The organism is Nonlabens agnitus (assembly GCF_002994045.1).
Taxonomy (GTDB): domain Bacteria; phylum Bacteroidota; class Bacteroidia; order Flavobacteriales; family Flavobacteriaceae; genus Nonlabens; species Nonlabens agnitus.
In genome coordinates, this window is the sequence record NZ_MQUC01000003.1 from 2393462 (window position 1) to 2418128 (window position 24667).

The 24667-nt window shown below is 41.5% G+C and carries 23 protein-coding genes; 9 read left to right on the plus strand and 14 right to left on the minus strand.

Annotated elements, in window-relative coordinates; translation table 11 throughout:
* Positions 1 to 63: 63 nt before the first annotated feature.
* A complete protein-coding gene (locus BST86_RS10975) occupies positions 64 to 807 on the minus strand; it encodes a metallophosphoesterase family protein (protein ID WP_105983285.1) in 744 nt (247 codons plus the stop codon).
* The gene (locus BST86_RS10980; RefSeq protein WP_105983286.1) at positions 804 to 1940 is read right to left on the minus strand and encodes an ATP-binding protein; all 1137 of its coding nucleotides are present in this window, start codon (positions 1938 to 1940) and stop codon (positions 804 to 806) included. Before BST86_RS10980 ends, BST86_RS10975 begins: the two co-directional genes overlap by 4 nt.
* A gap of 132 nt (positions 1941 to 2072) precedes the next feature.
* On the opposite strand from BST86_RS10980, the gene BST86_RS10985 reads away from it, so the two are divergent.
* The 3 genes from BST86_RS10985 to BST86_RS10995 all read left to right on the plus strand — a co-directional run bounded on the left by BST86_RS10985 (position 2073) and on the right by BST86_RS10995 (position 5217).
* A complete protein-coding gene (locus BST86_RS10985; protein WP_105983287.1) occupies positions 2073 to 2831 on the plus strand; it encodes a UDP-2,3-diacylglucosamine diphosphatase in 759 nt (252 codons plus the stop codon).
* Between the two features lie 146 nt (positions 2832 to 2977).
* The gene (locus BST86_RS10990) at positions 2978 to 4804 is read left to right on the plus strand and encodes a PAS domain S-box protein (RefSeq protein WP_105983288.1); all 1827 of its coding nucleotides are present in this window, start codon (positions 2978 to 2980) and stop codon (positions 4802 to 4804) included.
* 2 nt (positions 4805 to 4806) lie between these two features.
* Positions 4807 to 5217: a response regulator gene (locus tag BST86_RS10995; RefSeq protein ID WP_105983289.1), complete on the plus strand. Its 411-nt coding sequence runs from the start codon at positions 4807 to 4809 to the stop codon at positions 5215 to 5217.
* On the opposite strand, the gene recJ is transcribed toward BST86_RS10995, so the two are convergent.
* Positions 5200 to 6894 carry a single-stranded-DNA-specific exonuclease RecJ gene (recJ, locus tag BST86_RS11000; protein WP_105983290.1) on the minus strand — a complete coding sequence of 565 codons (1695 nt, stop codon included), beginning with the start codon at positions 6892 to 6894 and terminating at the stop codon, positions 5200 to 5202. The genes BST86_RS10995 and recJ overlap by 18 nt on opposite strands.
* A 36-nt stretch (positions 6895 to 6930) precedes the next feature.
* Complete coding sequence (locus tag BST86_RS11005; protein WP_105983291.1) at positions 6931 to 7863, minus strand: mechanosensitive ion channel family protein; 933 nt, start codon at positions 7861 to 7863, stop codon at positions 6931 to 6933.
* A 75-nt stretch (positions 7864 to 7938) separates the two neighbouring features.
* Between BST86_RS11005 and BST86_RS11010 the strand changes: the two genes are divergently transcribed.
* A complete protein-coding gene (locus BST86_RS11010) occupies positions 7939 to 8541 on the plus strand; it encodes a carboxymuconolactone decarboxylase family protein (protein ID WP_242446516.1) in 603 nt (200 codons plus the stop codon).
* Here the strand turns inward: BST86_RS11010 and BST86_RS11015 are convergent, their stop codons facing one another.
* On the minus strand, positions 8542 to 9381 hold the full coding sequence (locus tag BST86_RS11015; RefSeq protein ID WP_105983292.1) for a hypothetical protein: 840 nt from the start codon (positions 9379 to 9381) through the stop codon (positions 8542 to 8544).
* 153 nt (positions 9382 to 9534) lie between these two features.
* Between BST86_RS11015 and recQ the strand changes: the two genes are divergently transcribed.
* The 3 genes from recQ (at position 9535) to BST86_RS11030 (ending at position 12474) form a co-directional block, all read left to right on the plus strand.
* Positions 9535 to 11694, plus strand: coding sequence for a DNA helicase RecQ (recQ, locus tag BST86_RS11020; RefSeq protein ID WP_105983293.1), 2160 nt, complete (start codon positions 9535 to 9537; stop codon positions 11692 to 11694).
* A complete protein-coding gene (locus BST86_RS11025; protein ID WP_105983294.1) occupies positions 11691 to 12179 on the plus strand; it encodes an RNA methyltransferase in 489 nt (162 codons plus the stop codon). The genes recQ and BST86_RS11025 overlap by 4 nt, the downstream gene beginning before the upstream one ends.
* A gap of 100 nt (positions 12180 to 12279) precedes the next feature.
* Entirely contained in the window at positions 12280 to 12474 is a 195-nt protein-coding gene (locus tag BST86_RS11030) for a cold-shock protein (protein ID WP_055411274.1), read from the plus strand.
* A gap of 79 nt (positions 12475 to 12553) precedes the next feature.
* Here the strand turns inward: BST86_RS11030 and BST86_RS11035 are convergent, their stop codons facing one another.
* The 4 genes from BST86_RS11035 to BST86_RS11050 form a co-directional block, all read right to left on the minus strand.
* Positions 12554 to 12742, minus strand: coding sequence for a hypothetical protein (locus BST86_RS11035; RefSeq protein ID WP_242446517.1), 189 nt, complete (start codon positions 12740 to 12742; stop codon positions 12554 to 12556).
* Complete coding sequence (gene feoB, locus BST86_RS11040; RefSeq protein WP_105983295.1) at positions 12742 to 14853, minus strand: ferrous iron transport protein B; 2112 nt, start codon at positions 14851 to 14853, stop codon at positions 12742 to 12744. Before feoB ends, BST86_RS11035 begins: the two co-directional genes overlap by 1 nt.
* Positions 14846 to 15076, minus strand: coding sequence for a FeoA family protein (locus tag BST86_RS11045; protein ID WP_105983296.1), 231 nt, complete (start codon positions 15074 to 15076; stop codon positions 14846 to 14848). Before BST86_RS11045 ends, feoB begins: the two co-directional genes overlap by 8 nt.
* A gap of 91 nt (positions 15077 to 15167) precedes the next feature.
* Complete coding sequence (locus tag BST86_RS11050; protein ID WP_105983297.1) at positions 15168 to 16688, minus strand: GH3 auxin-responsive promoter family protein; 1521 nt, start codon at positions 16686 to 16688, stop codon at positions 15168 to 15170.
* 64 nt (positions 16689 to 16752) lie between these two features.
* On the opposite strand from BST86_RS11050, the gene BST86_RS11055 reads away from it, so the two are divergent.
* A complete protein-coding gene (locus BST86_RS11055; protein ID WP_105983298.1) occupies positions 16753 to 17547 on the plus strand; it encodes a DUF2797 domain-containing protein in 795 nt (264 codons plus the stop codon).
* Positions 17548 to 17575: 28 nt separating this feature from the next.
* On the opposite strand, the gene BST86_RS11060 is transcribed toward BST86_RS11055, so the two are convergent.
* The 3 genes from BST86_RS11060 to BST86_RS11070 all read right to left on the minus strand — a co-directional run bounded on the left by BST86_RS11060 (position 17576) and on the right by BST86_RS11070 (position 21629).
* Complete coding sequence (locus BST86_RS11060; protein WP_105983299.1) at positions 17576 to 18160, minus strand: porin family protein; 585 nt, start codon at positions 18158 to 18160, stop codon at positions 17576 to 17578.
* Between the two features lie 73 nt (positions 18161 to 18233).
* On the minus strand, positions 18234 to 20915 hold the full coding sequence (locus tag BST86_RS11065) for an AsmA family protein (protein WP_105983300.1): 2682 nt from the start codon (positions 20913 to 20915) through the stop codon (positions 18234 to 18236).
* Between the two features lie 15 nt (positions 20916 to 20930).
* Positions 20931 to 21629: a queuosine precursor transporter gene (locus tag BST86_RS11070; protein ID WP_105983301.1), complete on the minus strand. Its 699-nt coding sequence runs from the start codon at positions 21627 to 21629 to the stop codon at positions 20931 to 20933.
* A 93-nt stretch (positions 21630 to 21722) separates the two neighbouring features.
* On the opposite strand from BST86_RS11070, the gene folK reads away from it, so the two are divergent.
* A complete protein-coding gene (gene folK / locus BST86_RS11075; RefSeq protein ID WP_317046556.1) occupies positions 21723 to 22901 on the plus strand; it encodes a 2-amino-4-hydroxy-6-hydroxymethyldihydropteridine diphosphokinase in 1179 nt (392 codons plus the stop codon).
* On the opposite strand, the gene BST86_RS11080 is transcribed toward folK, so the two are convergent.
* Positions 22885 to 23430, minus strand: a complete 546-nt coding sequence (locus tag BST86_RS11080) for an RNA methyltransferase (RefSeq protein ID WP_105983303.1) — start codon at positions 23428 to 23430, stop codon at positions 22885 to 22887. The two genes, folK and BST86_RS11080, sit on opposite strands and share 17 nt — an antisense overlap.
* 11 nt (positions 23431 to 23441) lie before the next feature.
* Positions 23442 to 24443, minus strand: coding sequence for a PorP/SprF family type IX secretion system membrane protein (locus BST86_RS11085; protein WP_105983304.1), 1002 nt, complete (start codon positions 24441 to 24443; stop codon positions 23442 to 23444).
* Positions 24444 to 24667 lie beyond the last annotated feature (224 nt).

The following is a 24667-nucleotide window of genomic DNA, read 5'->3' on the forward strand; positions in this document are numbered from 1 at the left end:
GAAGAAAGTGTTACGCTTTTGAATCTACCTATCGGTAGACAAGAAGGTGTCATAGTTAAAACCCTAGTTGCGACCATCCTCGTTGGGATACAAGTCTGGCAACGGGTCGCTTTGCCATACTTCCTTAGTTTCCACGCATAATGCGGTCAAAGGTCCTGTAAACGCAGCTCCAGTATCGACATTCCAGATGTTGGCAGCGTGAATGGGTTTAGTGGATTCCAATCGTGTGGTAGGCGTATGACCTATAAAAATCTCTGTGTACAATTTAAGACGGTTGGGAAACCTGGGATCGTCCTCTGAGAGATTTGGGTCTATGCACAGTGCCATTTCCCAAAGCGATCGATCCCAATAAGGCAGATTTTTATAGTACTCATGATGCGGTCCATTCAAATTGTGAAAACCAGCATGGAAATAGCCATTGCCATCCAGCTCCAAGAAATCTTCCAATTCTTCGGTTAGAAAGGCCACATGTCTGGCAATATCTTGATCGGATCGTTTGGAATAGCTGGTGACGGTGCTGCTGCCGCCATGGAATAACCACTGTCTATTCTGTTGTCCCTTTACCAGAAAATTGAGAACGAGCTCGTCATGATTGCCTCTAAGGTAGATGGGTGCAGTATGATTGTTTTTGGCACGTTTTCGCTTGAGCGATATCAACTCTTCAATGACCTCATAACTTTGTGACCAGCCGTCTACATAGTCGCCTAGGAATATGAGACGGTCGTCTGGTTGTGGATCTACTCTTTCTAATAATTGTGTCAAGGCTCTATGGCCACCGTGTATGTCTCCTATTGCTAATGTTCTCAAGAATTGTATTTTACTTTTCTCAATATACGCAAGGACTCCTTATATGCCTTGTAGGTATCTGGAAAATTTTTGAGGTGCGCGCGTGCCGCCTTCATTTTTTCTATAGGCTCGCCCACATTGTTGAAGTGGCAAATGAGCATGGTTTCTGGCAAATTGCGCAAATCGACCAAGGATTGTTCCTTAAGCTGCACACCATTGCTGATTTTATTGAGCAGTGACAAATTGGTATTGTAGATATGATGCAAGGTGCGACGATCGTAATATGGTGGGTTGAATAAAATCTTACTCTCCAGTTTATAGGTGCCATTAGGGAAAAATCGCAACGTTTGACGCTCCAGTGGATGGTAAGAATGGCGGTCGCCTAATCCCAGTTCCACAAACTCCAGGATGCTAAAACTATCCTCGTCATAGGAGATTTGAACCTCATCCAGGGCGCTATAAAACAAGCGTACCTGCTCATTGACCATCTCTATATCGACGCGATAATAGTACTCGCGATCTTTTTTGCGTTTGATTTTTCCAGACCAGCAAATGACAAACTGTTCCTTGAACACTTTGTAAAAAGCTTCCAAACCATTCTCACGCCTATTCATGAAATCTTGAACTCGGTCCAGCGTGAGTTCAATATTATTGCTGGCATTTTTCTCGATTTCATTCACGATGGGCGAATTGACATCGCTTGCCCTGATCCCGAAATCCTTAGGCATGGACATGCTGCCATCCCTAAAGAACACGGCGCCACCATAATATTTCCAGATATTCTTGCGCAGCGCCACGACGCCCTTTTGCGCGCGTATGGTCACAAGACCTACCACTTTATCTACCGGTAAATGCGGGAAAGGCACATTCTCATACATGACCAGTGGCGGGTTGTCCAGATAGGCGTTGATGAGGTTCTGCAATTTTGAATCGTCAAAAAAGTCGACACCTACAATCTCGTTCTTGCGGTCGTCCACGCCCACGACGATGTAACTGTTGTTTGCAGGGTTTGAATTTGAGAGCGCACAAATGTGTTTGAGAAACTTAGCCTTGCCTTCTTTGGTAGACAAATCCACTCGAAATTTCTTGTCATAAAAGCTATTCTCGTCATTATGAGCGAGTAGATTCTTAACAAGAAGTCGCTTATTGATCATGGACTTAAATATAGTTCAAGGAGATGGAAATTGATATCGCTTTCGCGAAAGCGAACTACCTCTTAACACTATGGTAACTGTAGGCAAAATATGGGCCATTAGATATGTTGCGGGATTGCTATCTTTGAACCCATGCAGATTCCAGAAGGTAAAAAAATCTATTTTTCCAGTGACAATCATCTGGGAGCACCTACACAGGAGCTGAGCAAACCGCGTGAGAAAATATTCCTGCAATGGCTGGATATGGTTAAGGAGGATGCTGCCGCGATCTTTTTACTGGGTGATTTGTTTGATTTCTGGTTTGAGTACAAAACAGTGGTCCCCAAAGGACAGGTGCGTGTACTGGGCAAGCTAGCCGAAATACGCGATAGCGGTATACCCATTTATTTTTTTGTGGGTAACCATGACTTATGGATGTTCGGGTATTTTGAAGAAGAGCTGGGCATTCCCGTTTATCACGATCCACAGGTTTTCGAGTTTAACGACAAGAAGTTTTTTATAGGTCATGGTGATGGTAAAGGACCTGGTGATAAGGGTTACAAACGCATGAAAAAGATTTTTACAAGTCCTTTTTTTCAATGGTGTTTTAAGTGGATCCATCCAGATATAGGCATCAGGCTGGCGCGGCATCTTTCTGTAAAGAACAAATTGATCTCTGGCGATGATGATGCGGTTTTTTTGGGCGAAGAGAAAGAATGGCTGGCGCAATACGCCAAGCGTAAAACGGAGCAGGAGCATTTTGATTATTTCATTTTTGGCCACAGGCATCTACCTATGGAAATCTCCATTTCTGAGAATGCCACATACTACAATCTAGGTGACTGGATCTCTTATTATACTTATGGTGAATTTGGTGGGCAATCCTTCAAATTAAAGCGTTTTAAGGACTAAAGAGTCGGTCATCGGCCTTCTTTAACATTTCTATTGTGTTTTTAGTCTCATTTATTTACTTTTAATCTATAAATCCGTTTAGGTGATCATTACGTAGATTTTATCGGTCGAAACTTTTTACCTTTAATAGGAAAACACCCCTAAAAATGGATCAATCTATTCAATTTAAAGCTATTTGGCAGGCTCCTATTGCGATAGCCTATTTAGACACTGATCTCAAATACATCGCTTATTCTGCAAAGTGGTTAAGTGATTATAAGTTGCCACAAGAAGATATCATAGGAAAGAGCCACTACGAAGTTTTTCCTGAAATAGGTGAAGAATGGAAACAGAAGCATCAACGTATTCTTAAATACGGTAATATCGAATCTAATCCTGCCGAGTTATTCGTAAGGTCTGATGGCAGTCATCAATGGATCAAATGGGCTGTAAGACCTACTTTTAATCAAAATGGTGAAATCAGCGGTTTAGTAATGTCCACAGAGGATATTACCGAGACTTTAAAACTTCAAAGTAAGGTCGATCGTGAGCACCAACTCCTCCTAGATGCTGCTGACAAGGCAAAAATAGGAACTTGGGAAATGAATCATATTACCAACGAGCTATACTGGTCAATGGTAACAAAAAAGATACATGAGGTTCATAAAGATTTTGTTCCTGATATCGCAACTGGTATTGATTTTTACAAACCAGGAGTTAATCAGGAAATAGTCTCTGACTTATTTGCAAGATCGTACAAAACAGGAGAACGTTTTGAAGTCGAGTTGCAGATCATTACCGCAAAAGGCAAAGAGAGATGGGTGCGCAGTGTTATGAAGGCAGAAATAGTTGACGGCAAATGCATTAGACAATACGGAACTTTTGAAGACATCACCGATAAAGTCGTGTCTGAAAAAAACTATAAGCTCGCGCTACGCAAATTTCATGATGTTTTTGAAGCCTCTGGAGTTGGGATGATGGTCGTAGATCCTATTGATTTGAGCATTACTGAAGTGAACCCAAAGATTTGTGAGCTGCTCAATTATCATAGCGACCATATCAAAACTTCTTCTCTTGAAAGATTTGTCCTCAAAGCAGATTTCCCAAAATTATTCAATTCCGTCACTGATCTTTTAAATAATAAAATTGACGGTATTGAACTGGACATTCACTTGAAGAAGTCTACAGGAAGGTTTGTGATTTGTTCAGTAATTGGGACATTGATCGATGACGATCAAGGTAACCCTATCGACCTAGTGATCCAAGTCATAGATATATCTGGGATCAAAAAGAAAGAAGAAGAATTGCGAGCCTTTACCAAGTACGTAGAGCAACAAAATGAAAGGCTTCTCAATTTTGCACATATTGTCTCCCACAATTTGAGATCCCATTCCAGTAATTTTGAAGTCTTGCTCAACTTATATCATCAAGAAACGGATGTTGAGGATCAAAATAACATCATCAAGCTCCTATCTTCTTCCAGTTCTCAACTGGCTGAAACCATAAGTCACCTCAACGATGTGGTTGCGGTCAATACCAAGAAAATAGAATTGAGTCCCATCTATCTTAAGGAAAACATTTTTAAGGTAATGGAAAACATATCTTCCCAGATTAAGGAATATCACATCAATGTAGATGTAGAAATGGATGATGATTTTACAGTAGCAGCATCACCAGCTTACCTTGAAAGTATTATTCTAAATTTGCTTACCAATAGTATCAGGTACAGAAAAAAAGATGTGCCCGGTAGAATCACCATCAAAGCCTATAAACACAAAGGGAAATCTAGAATCATCTTTGAAGACAATGGTATAGGTATTGATATGAAGCTTAATGGACATAAGATCTTTGGAATGTATAAAACATTTCACGGGAACAAAGATGCTCGAGGTATAGGTCTTTATATGACAAAAAATCAGGTAGAAGCCATGGGCGGAACGATTAGAGTCGAGAGTGAAAAAAATGTAGGTACTAAATTTAATATCACTCTGTAGAGATGGCAATAGATTACACGTGGATCATAGATGATGACGACATCTTTACCTTTACGATAAAGAAGATGTTGGAGTTAAATCATTTAACCCATCGCATTGACACGTTTTCAAATGGCCTAGAGGCAAAGCAGCAACTGGATTTCCGCAAGGAAAATAATTTGCCTTATCCTAATATCATCTTATTGGACATCAATATGCCTATTCTGGACGGCTGGCAGTTTATGGATGAATTCTCACAGTTTGCTGACAAGAAAGAAATTATCGTTTACTTAATCAGCTCATCCATTGATCCCAATGACCGGATCAAAGCTAAAAAGTACGAGGACATCAAAGACTTTGTGGTAAAACCAGTTACCATAAATGCGCTCTTACAATTGATTGCACATGCCGAGTCATTAATGAATATCCCTTAACCTAAGTTGTAAACTGGTCACATTATTCCAGGTGTTTTCATCAATGGAATAAGCCATTTTAAACGTTTGATTTTCATTGATCAAACTTATTCTATCTCCTAAATTGAATCCTATCGCATTATATTTTACAGCAGAATTCTTTCCCGTAGTAATGCAGGCCTTGAGATGTTTTCCATCTGCGCCAACCGCTTTTGCATAACCAGTGTCCATTACGTTATCGGTAAAAAAAACGGGCGTCATATTACCAGGACCAAAAGGTTCCATTTGTTTCAGGATCCTGTAGAACTTAGGTGAGATCGATGTTAACGGCAGTTTCATGTCAATAGTGACCTCTTCAGTGCGATCTTGATTTTTGATGGTGGCACAAACTACTTCTTCAAATCGCTTTTTGAAACCTTCATAGTGTTCCTCCTTTATGGTCAATCCAGCCGCATATTTATGACCTCCATACTGTTCAATAAATTCAGCACATTGCTCTAGCGCATTATAAACGTCAAATCCTTTGACGCTACGTACACTGGCTGCCAGCTTATCGCCGCTTTTAGTAAAGACGACGGTAGGTCTGTAATAGGTTTCTATAAGTCTGGAAGCTACAATACCTATAACACCTTTGTGCCAGCTGGGATCATAAACGACCGTAGAGAAACCATTCTTCTCTTCATTGGCAATGATCTGATCCAGCGCTGCATCGGTGATCCATTTATCGGTTTCTTTGCGATCTGTGTTGTTTTGTTCAATAGCTTTGGCGAGCGTTATTGCTGTGTCAATATCTTCGGCAGTGAGTAATTCAACGGCGAACAAACCGTGTTTCATTCTTCCCGCAGCATTGATGCGTGGTGCAATGGTAAAAACAACATCTGTAGATGTGAGCGAGCTTTTGTTGAGCTGGGAAATGATCGCCTGAAATCCTGGTCGTGGACAGGTATTGATCACATGCAGCCCATGATAGGTTAGTATCCTATTTTCATCTACCATGGGAACGATGTCTGCGCCTATCGCGGTGGCTACTAGATCCAGATAAGGAATCAATATCTCAAAATCCCATCCTTTGACCTTTGCGATCGCCTGGCACAATTTAAAGCCAACACCACAACCGCACAATTCATCAAACGGATAGTTGCAATCTGCTCGCTTTGGGTCCAATACAGCTACCGCATCTGGTAATTCCTTACCTGGCCTGTGGTGGTCACAGATAATAAAATCAATTCCCTTTTCTCGCGCATAGGCCACTTTATCTATTGCTTTCACGCCGCAATCCAGGGCAATGATGAGAGTGAAATTATTGTCACTAGCATAATCAATCCCTTTGAAACTAACGCCATAACCTTCATCATAACGATCTGGAATATAGGTCGATACTTGAGGATAAAAGCTCTGTAAAAAAGTGGACATGAGCGCAACGCTAGTCGTTCCATCGACATCATAATCGCCATAAACCATGATGTTTTCACTGTTTTCTACAGCTTGCAGAATACGATCCACCGCAAGTTGCATATCTGCCATTAAGAATGGATCGTGCAATTCTTTAAGAGATGGTCTGAAGAAGGATTTCGCTTTCGCGAAAGCGTCTATACCACGCTGCACCAGCAAACCCGCCAGCTCCGGATCAATATTGAGATCTTGGGCTAGTTGTTCCTGTTTTTCAGGATCTGGTGGTGGTTTGAGTGTCCAGCGCAAAATGGTGTTTTAAGACATCAAAGATAAGTTCATTTATCAACTGGCCTGAATATCTGCCTTCTTATCCTTGAGTTCCACTCGCGTTCTGGGGAAACTTTCTGGATAGTTCTTTTGAATGAACTCAATCATCTTTTCACGCACAAAAACCCGCAAATCCCAGGCTGTAGGCGAGTTTTTAGCGCTTACAAGAATTCTGGATTCAATAGAAAATTCTTTGGAGTCTGTGACCTGTAATACATTCACCTCGCCGTCCCATAAGTCGGTTGACTGCAATACTCTGGTGAGCTCTGCACGCAGCTCTGCAAAAGGAACGCTATAGTCTGTGTATAAAAAGACGGTGCCTATGATGTCTGCGCTATTTTTAGTCCAGTTCTGGAATGGCTTTTCCAAAAAGTAGCTGGATGGCAATACCAGCCTTCTCTTGTCCCATATTCTAACGACAACATAGGTAAGGTTGATCTCTTCAATCCAGCCCCATTCACCTTCTACCACGACAGCATCACCAAGCCTAAACGGTTGGGTGATGGCTATCTGTATGACTGCAAGCAAGGCACCTACCATTTTCTGGGCAGATAGACCTATGATGATACCAGCCACACCAGCAGATGCAAAAAGGCCTATTCCTATTTCCTTTATATTTTCAAAAGAAAGTAATATGAGACCAATTGCTATTAGAAAAGTTATAAATATGAGGATCTTTTCAAGGATGCCAACTTGGGTATGAACTTTTCTGGCTCTAAGGTTGTTTTCCTTTTGAATATCAAATCTTTGGAGGAATTTACTTTTGATCTTGCGCAGGACGAATACAAATAGGAATGCTAAGCCAAGAATGATAAAGTTGCGGCTTTGATTGGCAAATCTCAAGAAGTCCAATTCCGTCAAGGAATTCATCCGTGATAGGATAGGCCGCCATAAAGTACCTACAATCAAAAAGAATACACCTAAGAATAAAGTCAGCCTATTTCTCATGATAGTGATTTAGATGCTTAAAGGTAAACGTGAAAAAATGAATTAAAGAATTTCTCTTACTTCCGGATCATTCTATTGAAACATGTTGTCAGTAATTCCATTACCGCCAGATCACGTCACGATCCAGAAACTAAAGAACTTGCTGTATTTTTTAATGAGACTTTGGGCTTTTGCCCTAACTCAGTATGGACCATGCAACGTAGGCCAGCGATCTCAAAAACATTCATAAACCTCAACAAGGCCGTTATGGCAAATGAAGGTCGCGTTACCAGCGCCTTGAACCGATTGATCGCTTGGGTTTCCAGTAATGCTAAGGGTTGCCGCTATTGTCAGGCACACGCCATTCGAGCAGCAGAACGTTACGGCGCAGAACAGAAACAGCTTGATAATATCTGGGAATATAGAACATATCCCGGGTTCTCTGCAGTGGAGAGAGCGGCACTAGATTTTTCCCTTGCAGCGAGCCAAATTCCCAATGCCGTAGATGCTAGTATAAAGAAGAACTTGCATGAATTTTGGGACGACGGTGAGATCGTAAAAATGCTGGGTGTCATCTCACTCTTTGGTTACCTCAACCGGCGGAACGATAACACGGCGACCACGCTAGAAGATGATGCCATTGACAGTGGCAAGCAATTTTTAAGAAAACACAGGTTTGAGGTAGGAAAGCATCAGTGATTATATTTTGGCAAGCACGATACGTTGGGTAGTACCATTTTGATCAAATTCAATCACAAAATTATTACCGTCCTGAAAGCCGAGGCCTGTAAAAGATTCGGCAGTGATAAGGTAAACCCCAGCAGCAGATTTACGCCCAGAACCCACTACTTCTCCATTCTTGAATAATTGGAAGGTATCCTTTGAATTGTCGAATTTGATCGATAAGCCAGTAATGCTGACGTCTTCATAGTCCATTTTAATGGCTTCGGGCAACGCGCTAGATACTTCCTTTAGATTGTCTGGTGTAGTCTCCGCTTTTTCCTCAGCAGTAACATCTACCGTTTTATTTTCTTTTGACTTTACTTCTTTAGCCTTTTTGAGTTGTTGCTCTTCTTGAATGGTAAGTAGTCTGGTAGGTGCGATATATTGATCATCACCTGTATATTGATAATTCAGATCTTCAAATGACTTAAAGGATTCACGAACAGTGGAAAAATAATCCTTACGGTAATCCTTTGTATTGCTGCGAGCGGATGGTGTAGTAAAAAGAACCTCTCCACCGCAGTTTACTAATTCTGCATACAATTCCGTTGACAACCAGCCAGATTTGTACACATTTAATTTTAGTGAGTTACAAAGCCCGCGATTCAAGTCGGCAGGTAAAATTTCAGAGTTGCGATAGGCATTGAACCCATATTTTTTTAATTCGAAAACCATCAACTCATTTAAGCGGTACTCGTTTGCCTCATTTTGAAACTCATACTGATTATCGACCACCACATATTTGTAATCATTAATCGATTGTGCGCCTGCATAAAAAAAGCAGGAAAAAAAGAGTACAGCTATCAGTTTCTTCATATCAAAAATCTATTTATAATAAGAGTAGGTAAAGATAATGGATTGCTTATCATGTGATGAACACCATCGTGCAAAAGCATACTCAATCTTTGTGCCGTTTGACTAACTTTATACCTTTGTATTGCTTCAACGCCAGATCAACAAATTCACGCCATGACAAAATTAGAATTACTCAAAAAGCACTTTGGGTACGACAGCTTTAGACCGCTTCAAGAAAAGATCATCGACAACGTTATTGACGGCAATGACCTGATGGTGGTAATGCCTACAGGTGGCGGTAAGTCCATGTGTTTCCAGCTGCCTTCACTCATTCTACCCGGTATTACGCTGGTGATTTCACCACTCATCGCATTAATGAAGGATCAGGTAGATGCGCTTAATGCAAATGGCATTGCAGCTGGATTTTTCAATAGCTCACAGGATACAGCAGACCAAGATGAGGTGATTAAAAAACTGCAAAGCAATCAGCTACAACTTCTATACGTGGCTCCAGAAAGCATCTCGCTGTTGCAAAATCATTTAAACGAAGTCAAAATCTCACTTATCGCTGTGGATGAGGCACACTGTATCTCAACATGGGGACATGATTTTAGGCCTGCCTATACGCAACTTTCCTACCTTAAGAAATCCTTTCCAGAAGCCAGTCTCATTGCACTCACCGCAACCGCTGACCGTGCCACTCGAGCCGATATAAAAAAGCAACTGGCTATCGACAATGCAAGAGAGTTTGTCGCGTCGTTTGACAGGCCCAATATCATGCTGGAAGTGCGTCCCGGCAACAACCGCATGACGCAAATCTTTAGGTTTTTGAACCATCATAAAGAAAGCTCAGGGATCATTTACTGTTTGAGCCGCAAGAGCTGCGAGAATATTGCAGCAAAGTTGAAGGGACAAGGGTTCTCTGCTGCTGCCTACCATGCTGGATTGGAAAATCGCTTTCGCGAAAGCGTACAAGAACAATTCATAAAGGACGAGGTCAAGATTGTGGTGGCGACGATCGCCTTCGGGATGGGAATCGATAAGTCCAACGTTCGTTTTGTCATCCATTACAACATGCCTAAAAACGTCGAAGGCTACTATCAAGAAATAGGACGTGCCGGTCGTGACGGTCTTGAATCGCAAGCTTTACTGTTTCACAGCTATGCAGACGTGATCCAGCTGCGCAAGTTTGCAGAAGGTAGCGGGAATAGCGAGGTGCAGATCGCAAAACTGGAACGAATGAAACAATTTGCCGAGGCGCTCACCTGCCGCAGGCGCATGTTGTTGTCCTATTTCAATGAGTTTCTGGAACAAGATTGTGGCAACTGCGATGTTTGCCTCAACAAGCCAGATTTTATGGATGGTACACGACAGGCACAAATGGCTTTGAGTGCCGTGTACCGCATGGGTCAAAGAGCTACTCTTAATTTGCTGGTAGATGTGTTACGAGGTGCCAATAATGCTGGCGTCATGGAAAGTGGCTTTGATAAGATCAAGACCTATGGTGCAGGAAAAGAAACTTCATGGAACGACTGGCAACAGTATATCATCCAATTGATCAATCAGGGATTACTGGAGATCGCGTTTCATGAAAACAACCATTTGAAACTTACTCCTGAATCTGAAAAGGTATTGTTTGAGGACAAGCCCGTTAGACTAGCAGTAATTCCCAAGTCAGAGCAGCGAGCTGCCGCAGCGCAATTACAGGAATTGCCCGAAGAGGTTCACAAGGAGTTGTTCAAAGAATTAAAAGAATTGCGTTTAAGCCTTGCCAAGGAAGAAAATCTGGCGCCGTATATGGTTTTTAGTGACGCAACACTTAAGGATATGGCAGCGCGATTACCACTAGATGATAACGAGTTTGCAGATATTACTGGAGTTGGTGTCCATAAACATGATAAATACAGTCAACAATTTTTAAAAGTAGTAGAACAACACAAAGAATCTAGACCATCTAGCTTTATCTATCGTGCGGCAACTAAAAAGAAAAAGAAGAAACGCTCCAATATCAGCGGATTATCAGATACGGTGATGGAGAGCGTGGAAGCTTTCTGGGCTGGAAAATCCATTGAAGAAATTGCAGAGGAACGTTCCCTAAAAGCAGATACCATTCTATCACACCTAGGTAAACGTTATGCATCACACCGTGATGTAGAAGTGGATCCATTACTGGATGGTGTTGACCTAGAAAAGCTGGAAAACATGCTGCCCAACTTCAAAAAGGACCGTTCGATGAAACCGGCTTTTGACTACTTTGATGGTAAAATAGGTTATGGAAAATTGCACCTGGGAATGGCCGTTGTTGAAACTAGAACCATGGAACCACAGCGATGATAGATCCATTAGAGAATAGCTTTTTTGGTATTGGGATAGAAAATGGAAAGACGCCAGAAAATCTAGGTGTGCTGTGGCGCAGTGCTCAGAATTTTGGAGCGAGTTTTATTTTTACCATTGGGAATCGTTATGCAAAACAAGCCAGCGACACTCACAATGCCGTCAATGCCATTCCCTATTTTCACTACAAAACTTTTGACGAGTTTTATAAGCATCTTCCTAAAGGTGCCATGCTCATAGGTGTTGAGCTGGCAGATCAAGCAACCCTGTTGGAAGAGTTTCACCATCCACGTAATGCGGTGTATTTGCTAGGTGCAGAAGATCACGGATTGAGCAAAAAAGCGGTTGAAAAGTCACACCATCTCATCAAGTTTATGACGCCTAAAAGTCTCAATGTTTCTGTGGCTGGCAGCATCGTAATGTATGACCGAAGTGTCAAAGGAACAACCATTTACATCGATGGCTCACCTAAATTACCATCATAAAAGCCCATCAATACTGGAAAAAGTAAATAATTTAAGTTATTAACAATTTGGTTCAAAGAATCTTATTATGTTTGTGGCTTAATTATTACAATTTTTTATAATGAAACAAGGTACCGTAAAATTTTTCAATGAGTCAAAAGGTTTCGGCTTTATCGTTGAAGATGGAACAAATCAAGACTGCTTCGTGCACGTAACTGGACTAATCGATGAGGTTAGAGAAGGTGACAAAGTGGAATACGAAGAAAAAGAAGGAAAAAAAGGGATGAATGCTGTTAACGTTAGAGTTATCCAGTAATACATATTTATATTTCTTACATCTAAAAGCCTGTTCGTTGAACGGGCTTTTTTTATGTGTTGATGTTGTGCTTCAAATGCTAATGACAACCACAATCACCATCGCCGCAATTATTGGAATTATAACGTGACGGGAATAATTTTTTTCTAAACAGCCACACCACGGCTGCAATCAATAGCAAAATAACGATACCGTACTGCAGATAGATTTGTAATTCGCTTTCGCGAAAGCGAACTAATAACATGAAATGTTGCAACAAGACGTTCATTACTGCAGGATTTGAAAGGCACCCAACGCCGCAAAATAGGCGATCAAGGTCATTGCCGTGAATTGAACCGCAGGCCATTTCCAGCCATTAGTTTCCCGTTTGACAATCGCCAGCGTACTCATGCACTGCATGGCAAAGGCATAGAATAACAGCAGGGAAATACCACTGGCAAAAGTGAACAATGGACCACCTAGAATGGGATTGGTCTCTGCCTGCATGCGGTTTTTAATGGTTTCTTCTTCGCTACTTTCAACACTGTAAATAGTCGCCAGTGTTCCCACAAAAACTTCACGCGCGGCAAAGGAACTCACGATCGCAATGCCAATTTTCCAGTCATAACCCAGTGGTCTAACGGCTGGCTCTATCGCTTTGCCTATGTAACCTATAAAGCTGTGTTCCAGTTCGTGAGATGCAATTTTTTGATCCAGTTCAGTTTGAGATAAGTTCTGACTTGCATATTGCTGGGTGACGATTTCGTCGGCATTTGTGAATTGCTCTCCTAAACCATAACTGGCAAGTACCCACAAAACAATGCTGATGGCCATAATGATCTTACCAGCACCTAAAACAAAGCTTTTCGTTTTCTCGATAACAGTGATCAATACATTTTTGCCCATAGGTAATTTGTAGGCTGGCATTTCCATGACAAAGAAGGTCTTTCTCTTAATAGGAAGTACTTTATTCAGTACCCAAGCTGAAAAAATAGCCGCACCAAATCCCAATAAATACAACAGCATCAAAGTCAAGCCCTGTAGGTTGAAAATCCACCACAAATCTTGATCTGGAATCACGAGCGCGATGATGATTAAATATACCGGTAATCTCGCGCTACAGGTTGTAAATGGTACCACCAGAATGGTAATCAATCGCTCTTTCCAGTCCTCGATATTGCGGGTCGCCATAACGGCTGGTATAGCACAAGCAGTTCCTGAAACCAACGGTACAACGCTCTTACCACTCAATCCAAATTTTTTCATGATATGGTCCATCAAGAACACCACACGACTCATGTAACCGCTTTCTTCCAACAGCGAAATAAAGAAGAATAGAAAAGCAATTTGTGGAATAAAAATCACGATACCACCCAATCCTGGAATGATACCTTCGGCAATAAGGCTGGTTAGTGGTCCTGCAGGCAAACTTGACGCTGTAATGGCGCTGAAGGATGCAAATAATTGATCGATCCAATCCATTGGGTAGGAAGACCAATCATAAATCGCTTGAAAAATAACCAGCAAGATCAAGAAGAAAATGAGGTAACCCCAAACCTTGTGCAATAGCACACGATCTAACTTACTGCGTAAATCCTTAGCATGCAGTTGATCTACGGTAAGTACTTTTTTGAGTAACCCATTGATAAACTGATAACGTACTACGGTTTCTTTGTGCTGTAACCGTTTTAAATCTTCTTCAGACTTTATATTGAATGAACCTGATTTGAGTTGATCAAAATCACGGTTACGATCTACTTTTCCAAAATTTACATCTTGGGTAATCACCAGCCATAACTTGTAAACCAGCTGTTGCGGATAAGCTTTTCTTAGACGCTCAAAGTATTCAGGATCTATAACGCTTGCATTGACACAAGGATCTGTTTTGAGCGTTTTATATTGCGTGATAGCATCTTTTAGGTCATCAATACCTCGGTTCTTACGAGCACTTATCAATACCACTTTTGTATTGAGCTCAATTTCCATCTGTTCGATGTCCAAGGTAATGGCTTTGCGCTCCATGCGGTCTGCCATATTGATCACGAGAATGGTAGGAATCTCAAGGTCCTTAATTTGGGTAAAGAGAAGAAGGTTGCGCTTAAGATTTTCAATATCACTCACCACTACTGCAACATCTGGAAAGTCTCGAGAATTCCTATTGAGTAATGTTTCCACAACCACACTTTCATCCAGCGATGATGTGTTCAAACTATAAGTTCCTGGAAGATCAAGGATATGCGCTTTAAGTCCACGATCTAGTTTACAGACACCTTCTTTTTTCTCTACCGTGATGCCAGGATAGTTTCCAACTTTCTGGTTAAGTCCTGTTAACCTATTAAATAAGGAAGTTTTACCCGTATTTGGGTTACCTATAAGTGCAACGTTAATAGATCTAGACATAGGGATCGACATTTATCTTTGCCGCAGTTTCCCGTCTAATGGCTAGATGCGTACCGTTGATATTCAAATAAATCGGATCCTGAAAAGGTGCACTCTGCATCATCGTCACTAGATTGCCAGGCAGACAACCCATTTCTAACAATTTTAAGGGAACGTCGGTCTCCTTAAAATTTTTAATGATCGCGATCTCGCCGCGCTTTAGATGTGCAATGGTCTTTTCCAAACCTTATTTAGAATTATTTTGAATAAGCAAAAGTACTACGCAATCAAGGAATAGGAAAATATTAACCGCTAAATCTTAAGGGTTCAAAGTGTTAAACGTGGTCTTGCATTTCCATCAACTCGTCTAGATAAACTCTGGTATTAGAAAGTCTTGGAATTTTATGCTGCCCGCCTAATTTATTTTTGGACTTGAGCCAATTATAAAACAGGTCTGGTTGTGCAAAATGGATGGTAGGTTCCCGCAAGGTGGTGTTTAAGTAGCGCTTTGCGGCATAGTCGCTGTTGACTTCTTGCAAATGATGATCCAGCAGCTCCCTAAAAGCCTCTTCGTTTTCTGGAAGTTGGTCAAATTCTATAAGCCATTCGTGCGCACCTTTCTCTTTGTCTTTCATGAAGATCGGCGCTACCGTGTAATCTTTTATGACACAAGGGATTTTTTTAAGCGTTTTTTTCAGTGCTTGCTCTGCATTTTCAATAATCAACTCTTCACCAAAAACGTTGATGTGGTGCTTGGTTCTACCGGTCACTTTTATACGGTATGGCGAGGTACTGGTGAATCTAACCGTGTCACCTATTTTGTAGCGCCACAACCCAGCGTTAGTGGTTATGATGATGGCATAATTCTCACCTATCTCGACTTGCTCCAATGGAATGGCTATCTCATCAGGTGTTCCATAGGTTTTCATGGGAATGAATTCATAGAAGATGCCGTAATCCAGCATGAGCAGTAATTCTTTACTATCATTTTGATCCTGTATGGCAAAAAACCCTTCGCTAGCGTTATAAGTTTCATAGTACTTAATGTCACTACTAGGTAGTAATTTCTTAAAAGGTTCCTGGTAAGGCTCAAAGCTTACGCCACCATGAAAAAACACTTCCATGTGCGGCCATACTTGTAGGATATGATCTTTTCCTGTCGTCTCAAGTACTTTATTGAGCAGCACCATCATCCATGAAGGCACACCGGCAAGACTTGTGACGTCTTCCTTAATCGTTTCTGCAACGATCGCTGGCATTTTGGTTTCCCAATCGGCCATTAAGGCGACCTCATTAGTAGGCGTAGAACTATAATCTGCCCAAAACGGCATGTTGTCTATCAAAATGGAACTCAAATCTCCAGCTGATGTGCCAGAGCTTTTATCCAAGGTCTTGCTGCCGCCTAATCGTAAACCACGACCCGTAAACAATCTGGATTCTGGATTGTTGTTAAGGTACATGCATAACAGGTCCTTAGCTGCTGCATAATGGCAGTCCTGTAATGACTGCTGGCTTACCGGTATGAATTTGCTGCGAGAGCTGGTTGTACCGCTGGACATCGCAAAAAATTTGATCTCTTCTGGCCAGAATATATTGTTGACGCCACGACGGGTACGTTCCAGATCTTCTTGTACATCGCTATAATTTGAAATAGGCACTTGATCCCTAAATCGTTCATAGCTGGTAATGGATTGAAAGCCGTATTTTTTCCCAACCTCGGTATTCTTGGCCTGCTGCACCAGCTCCAGCAATAAGTTGTTTTGCAGTTCTTGTGGGTGTTTCATAAACAACTCCATGTCGTGAATTCTCTTTTTCAAGAACCAGGAAACTACAGAATTGACTAAAGGTATGGCCACGCTCTACTGGGTTTAGGGTATTTTTGGGGCAATATAATTCAATTTCTTTCAACCTATACCTAAAATGATTGTAAGCGGCACCATTCGTAAAATGCAAACAGAACTTCAGGAAACCGTTCAATACTATATGGTTTTTAGGGATGAGTTTGTGCATGCCAACCAGTTACTCGACCATCATATTACGATCAAACACGTGGCAAACGAGTGCCTCAATTGCGGGCTGGACAAGAAAATATGGCGTCAGGGATTTTGTTACGACTGTTTTTCCAGCATACCTCAAGCGGGTGATTGGATCATGAAACCAGAACTGAGCCGCGCCCATCTGGATGAGGAAGATCGCGATCTGGAATATGAAAAGAAAGTACAACTCAAGCCTCACATCGTTTATTTGGCAAACTCCAGCAACATCAAGGTAGGCGTCACTCGTCAGACCCAAATTCCTACTCGATGGATCGATCAAGGTGCCCACGAGGCCGTTGCGATTCTCGAGGCACCTAATCGTTACCTCGCCGGAATCACAGAGGTAGCTTTAAAAGAAAAAGTTGCCGACAAGACCAATTGGAGAAAAATGCTCACTAATGATATTGAGGATGTTGATTTATTACGCTTTCGCGAAAGCGTGCTCGACCTCATCCCAGAAGAAGCCCGAGAGTTTATTCTACCCGTAAAGGAAGAAACGCATATTCATTTTCCCGTACTGCAATACCCAAAAAAAGTATCCAGCGTCAATCTTTCAAAAACACCTGAACATTCTGGAAAGTTGATAGGTATCAAAGGTCAATACTTCATTTTTGAAAGCGGCAAAGTCATGAACATACGCAGCCATGAAGGCTTTGTGGTGGATTTGAAGGTGGACTAAATGGTAAGTTTATGGCCTTTGACTAAAGTTACAAGTCAAAATGATACCCCAAACTCAACTGGATTAGCGTATTGGTCGCTTGCAAGTCAATATCCCTAAATGGATTGCGTTGTTCAAATTGGACATCGATCAGTTCATTAAATCCTTGATATAGGTTGAGTTCAATAAAAAAGTCTTTAATGTCGCAACCAACTCCTAAATTAAGACCGTAATCTAAAGTCTTTAAATCTCCATAATCGCGGTCTCTTTTATCTGTGTCTATCAAGAAACCTATTTGCGGTCCAGCGAGAATATATGGCTGATTAAAGAACTTAAAATTCAATGGGGCATTGATGTAAGAGGTAGAATATTGAATACCTCTTATGTCGTCTTCACGATCACCTTGTTGAGAATAAACCAATTTAGGTGCGAATGATATTTTGTCTGTAACAACTGTTTCATAATTCACCCCAGCATGGAAAACGAAAGAGTTGCTACTAGTTATTCCAACCCTTTCTAAGAGGCCATCAGATAAGGATACAGCGCTAACACCTGCAAATACTCCAATTTTATCTTGAGCATTTGATATCATCGATACTAAACTAATGATGCAAATCGTCACCGCATTTTTCATAGTTCCCTTTTTCAAAATTGTATTTAAAAATAATTATACATATAACTGATATCAGCTCATTATCGAACTACAACTAATTCTTCCCAGTAGTATCCTTCGTTTTCTTCAGCAAACCGTTCAAAAGATTGCGGGCGGTTTCCTTGACTTGTTCTTTGGGTGCTGGTTTTGCAACAGAGTCTGTTGGTTTTTTAATAGCGGTAGTATCTTCAGCCGCTGGTTTTTTACCGGTAAGCACATCTTTAATACCACCTAGTGGATTTTTGCCAGTAGTTAAGTCATCTATCGCTCCGCCTAGCGCACTCTCACCTCGATCCTTAAGTTTCTGCTTCTGGATTTCTACGATTTGATTGGTCAAATTGGTAATCGCAGATTCCAAATTCACTTGAACATTAGGAGCCGCAAAAGATCCTGAAAAACGCACAGGAACAGGCACGGTTAGATTCTCAATTTCACTATCCTGAAGTTTTGAAAGCAGCGCAGCGCCATCTTTACCCAAATACTTAGCAGGTACTTTTAGGTTCATGGTGTAATCCATTTCATTAGTCAAGCTGTGTCTACCACTAGCCGTCACGACAATGTCCTTGACCTTAAAATCAAACGGACTTACCTGTACCGCACCATCTTGAAACCTCAATTTGGTTTTAAGGTCGGTAAGATCGATGTCTTTGAGGCTAATAAAGCTTAATTTTTCATCCAGTTTATCCAGTAATGGCGCAGATCCAGGTAAAATTTCTTTGGTAAGTAATTCGGCTAGGGCATCACCACTTATGGAAGTTAATATAGGTGACAGGTCATCTGTCAAGTTTCCTTTTATGTCAATATTGGTATTGATTTTACCTTGTAAGGCTTGAATGATAGGGACGTAGGTCTGGAACATCTCAAAACCTTGAAAGGACTGCGCAATATCCAGACTGGCCATGTTCAAATTCATGTTGAATTGCGGTGTCGCACCTTTTGTACTCACAGATCCAGCTACCGTGATCGCACCACCAAAAATATCCGTACTGGTATTGTTCAATGTCAAGGTTTCATCACGCACCATTGCGATTCCTTTTACATTTTTAAGAGTCAATCCATCGTATAGCACTTGGCCTAAATTGAAGTCCAGTTGCGCATCAAGAAAAGCAGGAATCTTCACTGCCTCGCTAGTGGTTGCTGTAGAAGTTTGATTAGCACTGGCGACTTCAGTAGTTTCTTCCATAAAGTCAGAAACGTCAAAACTATTGGACCTCAAGTTGAAGTTTCCTTTCAAACCTTGATCTTGTAGCAAGAAACCTATCAAATTATTGATGGTCCCACTAGCTTTAATGTCTGTGTTACCAGTGATGGCATCAAAAGCATTAAGCTTTATGGTAGATGTATTCAAATCTATATCTGCCCTATTGATCAAAAATGGATTTTTAAACGCAGTACCTATGTATTTGAAGTCAGTTAATGATGCGGTTCCTTTAGTTCTTACTCGTTCGTAGCGTTCCTTTTCAATGCTTTCCATATCAAATTGAGCTGCCATATCCAGCGCTAGCCTACCATCCAGATCTATGTCCTCTGGCAATGGAAAGGATTGTGAAAGGTTACCTAGATCCAGATTTCCTTGAGCATTGAGATCCACATTCATATTAGAGGTAAGTGCCGTGATCATGGCGTTACCCTGCATGCGATCCTTACCTATGTTGAAAGAAGTATTGGCAATATTCAGATAAGTATCATCGACTTTACCCGTTGTGTTCATGAGTTGAGCGTCAATATAGATATTGGTCACTTTTTGTGGTAAATCTGGATATTTGAAAGACGCATTATCAGATTTAACTCGTATATCCAATAATGGGATCAACTCATCTGTCACTTGGCCTTTTATAGAACCGTTCACTGTAAAGTCACCTGTGGTGGTGATTCCATCTAGATTAGACCTGTAAGTTTCTGGAATGATGGCAAAGAAGTTCTTGAAATCAGATGACGGTGCATTAAAGGTAAGATCTACAATGGTAGATTCTTCTTCCAGATCAATGAAACCCTGTAGTTCCAGTTCCAGATCATTGACCAGTGCCTTGTTGTCCTTGAGCGTATATTTTTGATTGTCCAGATCCATCAGGATATCTGCATCCAGTTGCACACGTTGTCCTGATAAATATTCAATATCATCCAGACTGTAGATCACAAGTGCAGACGTTTCTGTATCCAGCGTACTGCTCGCCAGTGAAAAATCACCATTACCGCTGTGTTGCAGATCAGTTAGGACCAATATGTTTTTAGTGCTGATATCTTCATAGGAGAGTTCAGAATTTGTGATCTCGTAATGTTTAAGGTCAAAAGTGAAGCCTGAAGAGGTGTCTTGAGGTTGTTGGGAGTCCGCTTTCGCGGAAGCGATATCCCAGTTAGCCACTTCTTCTTCATTGACTTTTAAACGTGAAACAGCATTATTGACAATAAGCTCATTGATACGAATGGGCTCGTCTGCCTTATTGAACACGTCAAAAAGCGGCAGGTCCAGGTAGGTTTGCTGGGCATAGAACAAGGTGTCGCCGGCAAATGGCTCTTTGTTGATGATGGACAAATCCTCAATGTTGAGACGTGCGTCTGGAAAGGCTTTGATAAAGCTCAAATCCACCTCGCCAAATTCAATCTGCGCATCCAGAGATGCATTGAGCTTGTCCTTGACAGCCTGCGCGATTTGATCCTGAAATAAAAATGGAGCGGCAACGATGGCCAGAACCAGTACTAGAATCACGATTCCCAGAATCTTAAAAAACTTTTTCATATCACTTAAAATGTATTAATCAATTTGAATTTCTTGAGCCTGTTCCAGACGAAACAGTCTTCTAAATATATAGACACCGGCATATAGCAATGGTGTGTCAAACAAGGCCACGAGCACTTTAAAAAAGAAACCAGCGCCCAATAATGGCCAGAACTTATCCCAAGACAATATTCCTGCATAACACAGCAATAACAGTACCGACATGGTATCTACAAACTGTGAGAAGAACGTGCTCAAATTATTACGCAGCCATAGCATCTTTCCCTTTGTAACCCTTTTCCAAAAATGGTAGATCTGTATGTCCACAAATTGGGCAAACAAATAAGCCATCATGCTGGAGATTACGGCCAGCGTGGTAGCGCCAAAGACCTTTGTAAACACATCGTCCTGTATGGCACTTTCCGGAATCGCCGGTGCAATATCCGCCACATGAATAATCCCTAAACTAAAGACCGATGCAAAGATTCCTGCTAGAACCAGATCGTTTGCCTTGCGCCTGCCATAGATCTCACTCACGAGGTCAGTAATCAAAAAAGTAATGGGATATGGCAGTAAACCAACCGAGAGTTCAAACCTGAACCACCCAAAGGGATTCCAGTAAAAGAACTTCTGGAAGATCAAATTTGATACTACCAGCGAGCAAATAAACAAGGCGGCGAGCACCAGATAAATACGGTGAGCCAGTCGTAAATCCTTGCCTATGAGCTGTTTCATAATGCTGCAAAAGTACCAAAGCAGTTCGCTAATATTCCTTAATTTGCTGCAAAAGTAATTGCCATCACGCTACATCATAACCATAAGATTTTCATAGCATTAGGAAGTAATCTAGGCGATAGGTTTGAGAACCTATGCGACGCCGTAGATCTTATTGAGCAGCAATTGGGGCTCATCATCAAAGTGGCGCCGGTTTATGAAGTTCCTGCCATGGGTTTTGACGGCAATGACTTTTTGAACAGCTGCATACTGGTGCATGCGATCAAAACACCTGCGGAAGCCCTAGAAATCTTGCAGGGCATCGAGAAGTCCATGGGACGACTGCCCAAAACTGGTGAGAGCTATGAAAACCGAGTTATTGATCTGGACATACTTCTTTATGACGATGTGATCATGGACGATCCACAGCTCACGGTACCGCATCCACATATGCTGGATCGAGATTTTGTCCTGAAACCTTTAAGCGCCATCGCCAGTGATGTAGAACATCCTGTTCTCAAAAAAACGATAGGTTCACTGGCATTTTCAAAAGAACTAGAACATTTGGTGGAGGAAAGTGGAATATCGCTTTCGCGAAAACAGATTCTCGACAATCTTATTTCCAAGAATAAAAGCAGCCTGGACAACGATCATCTTGCCTTGAATAGATTTCCCATTGATCAGCTCAACTTTATTGCGATTGAGGGAAATATAGGATCTGGAAAAACCAGCCTGGCCCATAAGATCAGTGAGGATTTTAAAGGTAAATGCGTACTGGAACGTTTTGCGGACAACCCGTTTTTACCACTTTTCTATGAAGATAAAGAGCGTTACAGCTTTCCGCTAGAGATGTCCTTTCTAGCAGATCGCTACCAACAGCTTAGTGATGATGTGGCACAGCATGAGCTGTTCTCCAACTTTACCGTGGCAGATTATTATGTAATCAAGTCATTGATTTTCAGTAAAATCACCTTACATTCAGAAGAGTACGCGCTTTACAAGCGTCTCTTCAATATGATGTATAAGGAACTGGTCAAGCCAGACCTTTACGTATATCTCTATCAAACCGAGGAACGATTACTCGAAAACATCAAGAAACGCGGTCGCGACTATGAACAAAATATTGAAGCCAGTTATTTAGCGCAGATACAACAAGGGTATTCTGACTTCATCAGATCGCAGAAGGACCTAAAGATAAAAGTCATTGACGTGACAGATCTGGATTTTGTGAATAATCAAGCAGATTACATCAAGGTTTTAGAACAAATAAGTGAAGCTATCGTAGCCAACTAATCTTATTAAAGATATCATACATCACGATCCCAGCACAAACTGAAATATTTAAACTGTGCTTGGTGCCGAATTGATCCAGTTCAATCACTTCCTTGCAGGCATCTACCACGTCTTGTTGCACACCTTTGACTTCATTGCCCAGCACGACGGCGACCTTATCACCTTTAGATAGTGAAAAATTGTAGAGGTTTTGAGAGCGTTCTGCCTGCTCGATCGCGCATGTGGTATAACCAGCATCGTTGAGTGTTTTGATGACATCTATGGTATTTTCTACATATTCCCAAGCGACACTTTCGGTTGCGCCCAGTGCGGTCTTGCGTATCTCTCGATGCGGTGGCTGCGCGGTAATACCGCACAGATATATTTTCTCTACACGATAGGCATCTGCACTGCGGAAAACGCTTCCCACGTTGTTCAAACTGCGAACATTGTCAAGAACGATGATGAGTGGTGTTTTTTCGCTTTCGCGAAAGCGATCTGGTGACAGCCTATCCAGCTCGTCATTGAGAAGTTTTCTGGTTTTGGACAAAACGGTAAGGCTTATAGGTTCACCGCCGGGCAATTACAGCTCCAGCGATCCTTGGTACATAAGAAGTCAATTCCCAACGTGATCTGGTGAAAACCACCACTCGCAAACTGAACCTCGCCAAATTGCTGGCTATAGGTATAGCCTACGGTAAAGCTGTCAAATTTTGCTCCTATGAAGGGTGACAGTAAGGATAGGTTTTGTTGCTGGATATCGGCTCCATTCTGGAATTCGGCTCCTTCAAAACTTTGACGATAGGAAAGTCCCATGTAAAGGGTTGTATCCTCATTCAAGTCATAGAAAGCTTTGGCATTAAGGTCCACAAATTGTTCCTTGGTACGATCTGTACGCTGGTACAATACAGATGGTTCAAATTGCCAGTCAGATTTTCTGGGAGCGATCAAATAGCCGGCATTTACGATGTAGCGCAGCTGGTTGGTACTCTCAAAACCTTCTGAGTATATCTCACGATTTTGAAAAATGGGGTTTTTCAGCGTGGCATGAACAAAGAAATCCTTGTACAGATAAGACATCCCAAAATCAATGTTGAAATAGGAGTCACTAACGAGAACGCCAGTAATAATAGGGTCAAAGTTCGTACGGTCAAAGCTGGTCTCATCCAGGCGGCTTTGTACCAATCCTACATTTGCGCCAAAAGACAATCGGTTCAAATCCTCATAACCACCACCTACTTGCAAGTGATATGCATAAGATAAGTAGGCACCTGTCTGTGAGTGATACCCGTTTTTGTCATTAAATACAATCGCACCTATACCACTATTTTGTCCTATCGCGGTATTAAAACTCAAGGTTTGCAAGTTAGGAGCATCCTCTTGATCAAACCATTGCTGTCTTGCCGTGGCTCTTACTTTACCGCAATTTGCAGCACCCGCCATGGATGGATGTAATAGGTACAGATTGTCCATCAAATAATCCTGATACACCGGTATTCCTTCTTGAGCAGTGCTCAAGTTAACAAGGCAGACAAATGAGAGGAAAAAGAAAAAATGCTTCATCAAGTAAATTCTACAGAAATAACGCAAGGCGGTACTATTTGTTTTATCGCGACAAATACATTTTGCCTGTTATTGTCCATTGCTTCAAATATATCATATAATAGCAACAATCAGGCAAGGCATCTAGTCTAGGTTAACGATTGTATTTGACCATTGAACCATAAAAGAATGCATTTACAAATAAAGCCGATTGATCTATGATCGCTCTATCTTTGCAAGCATAA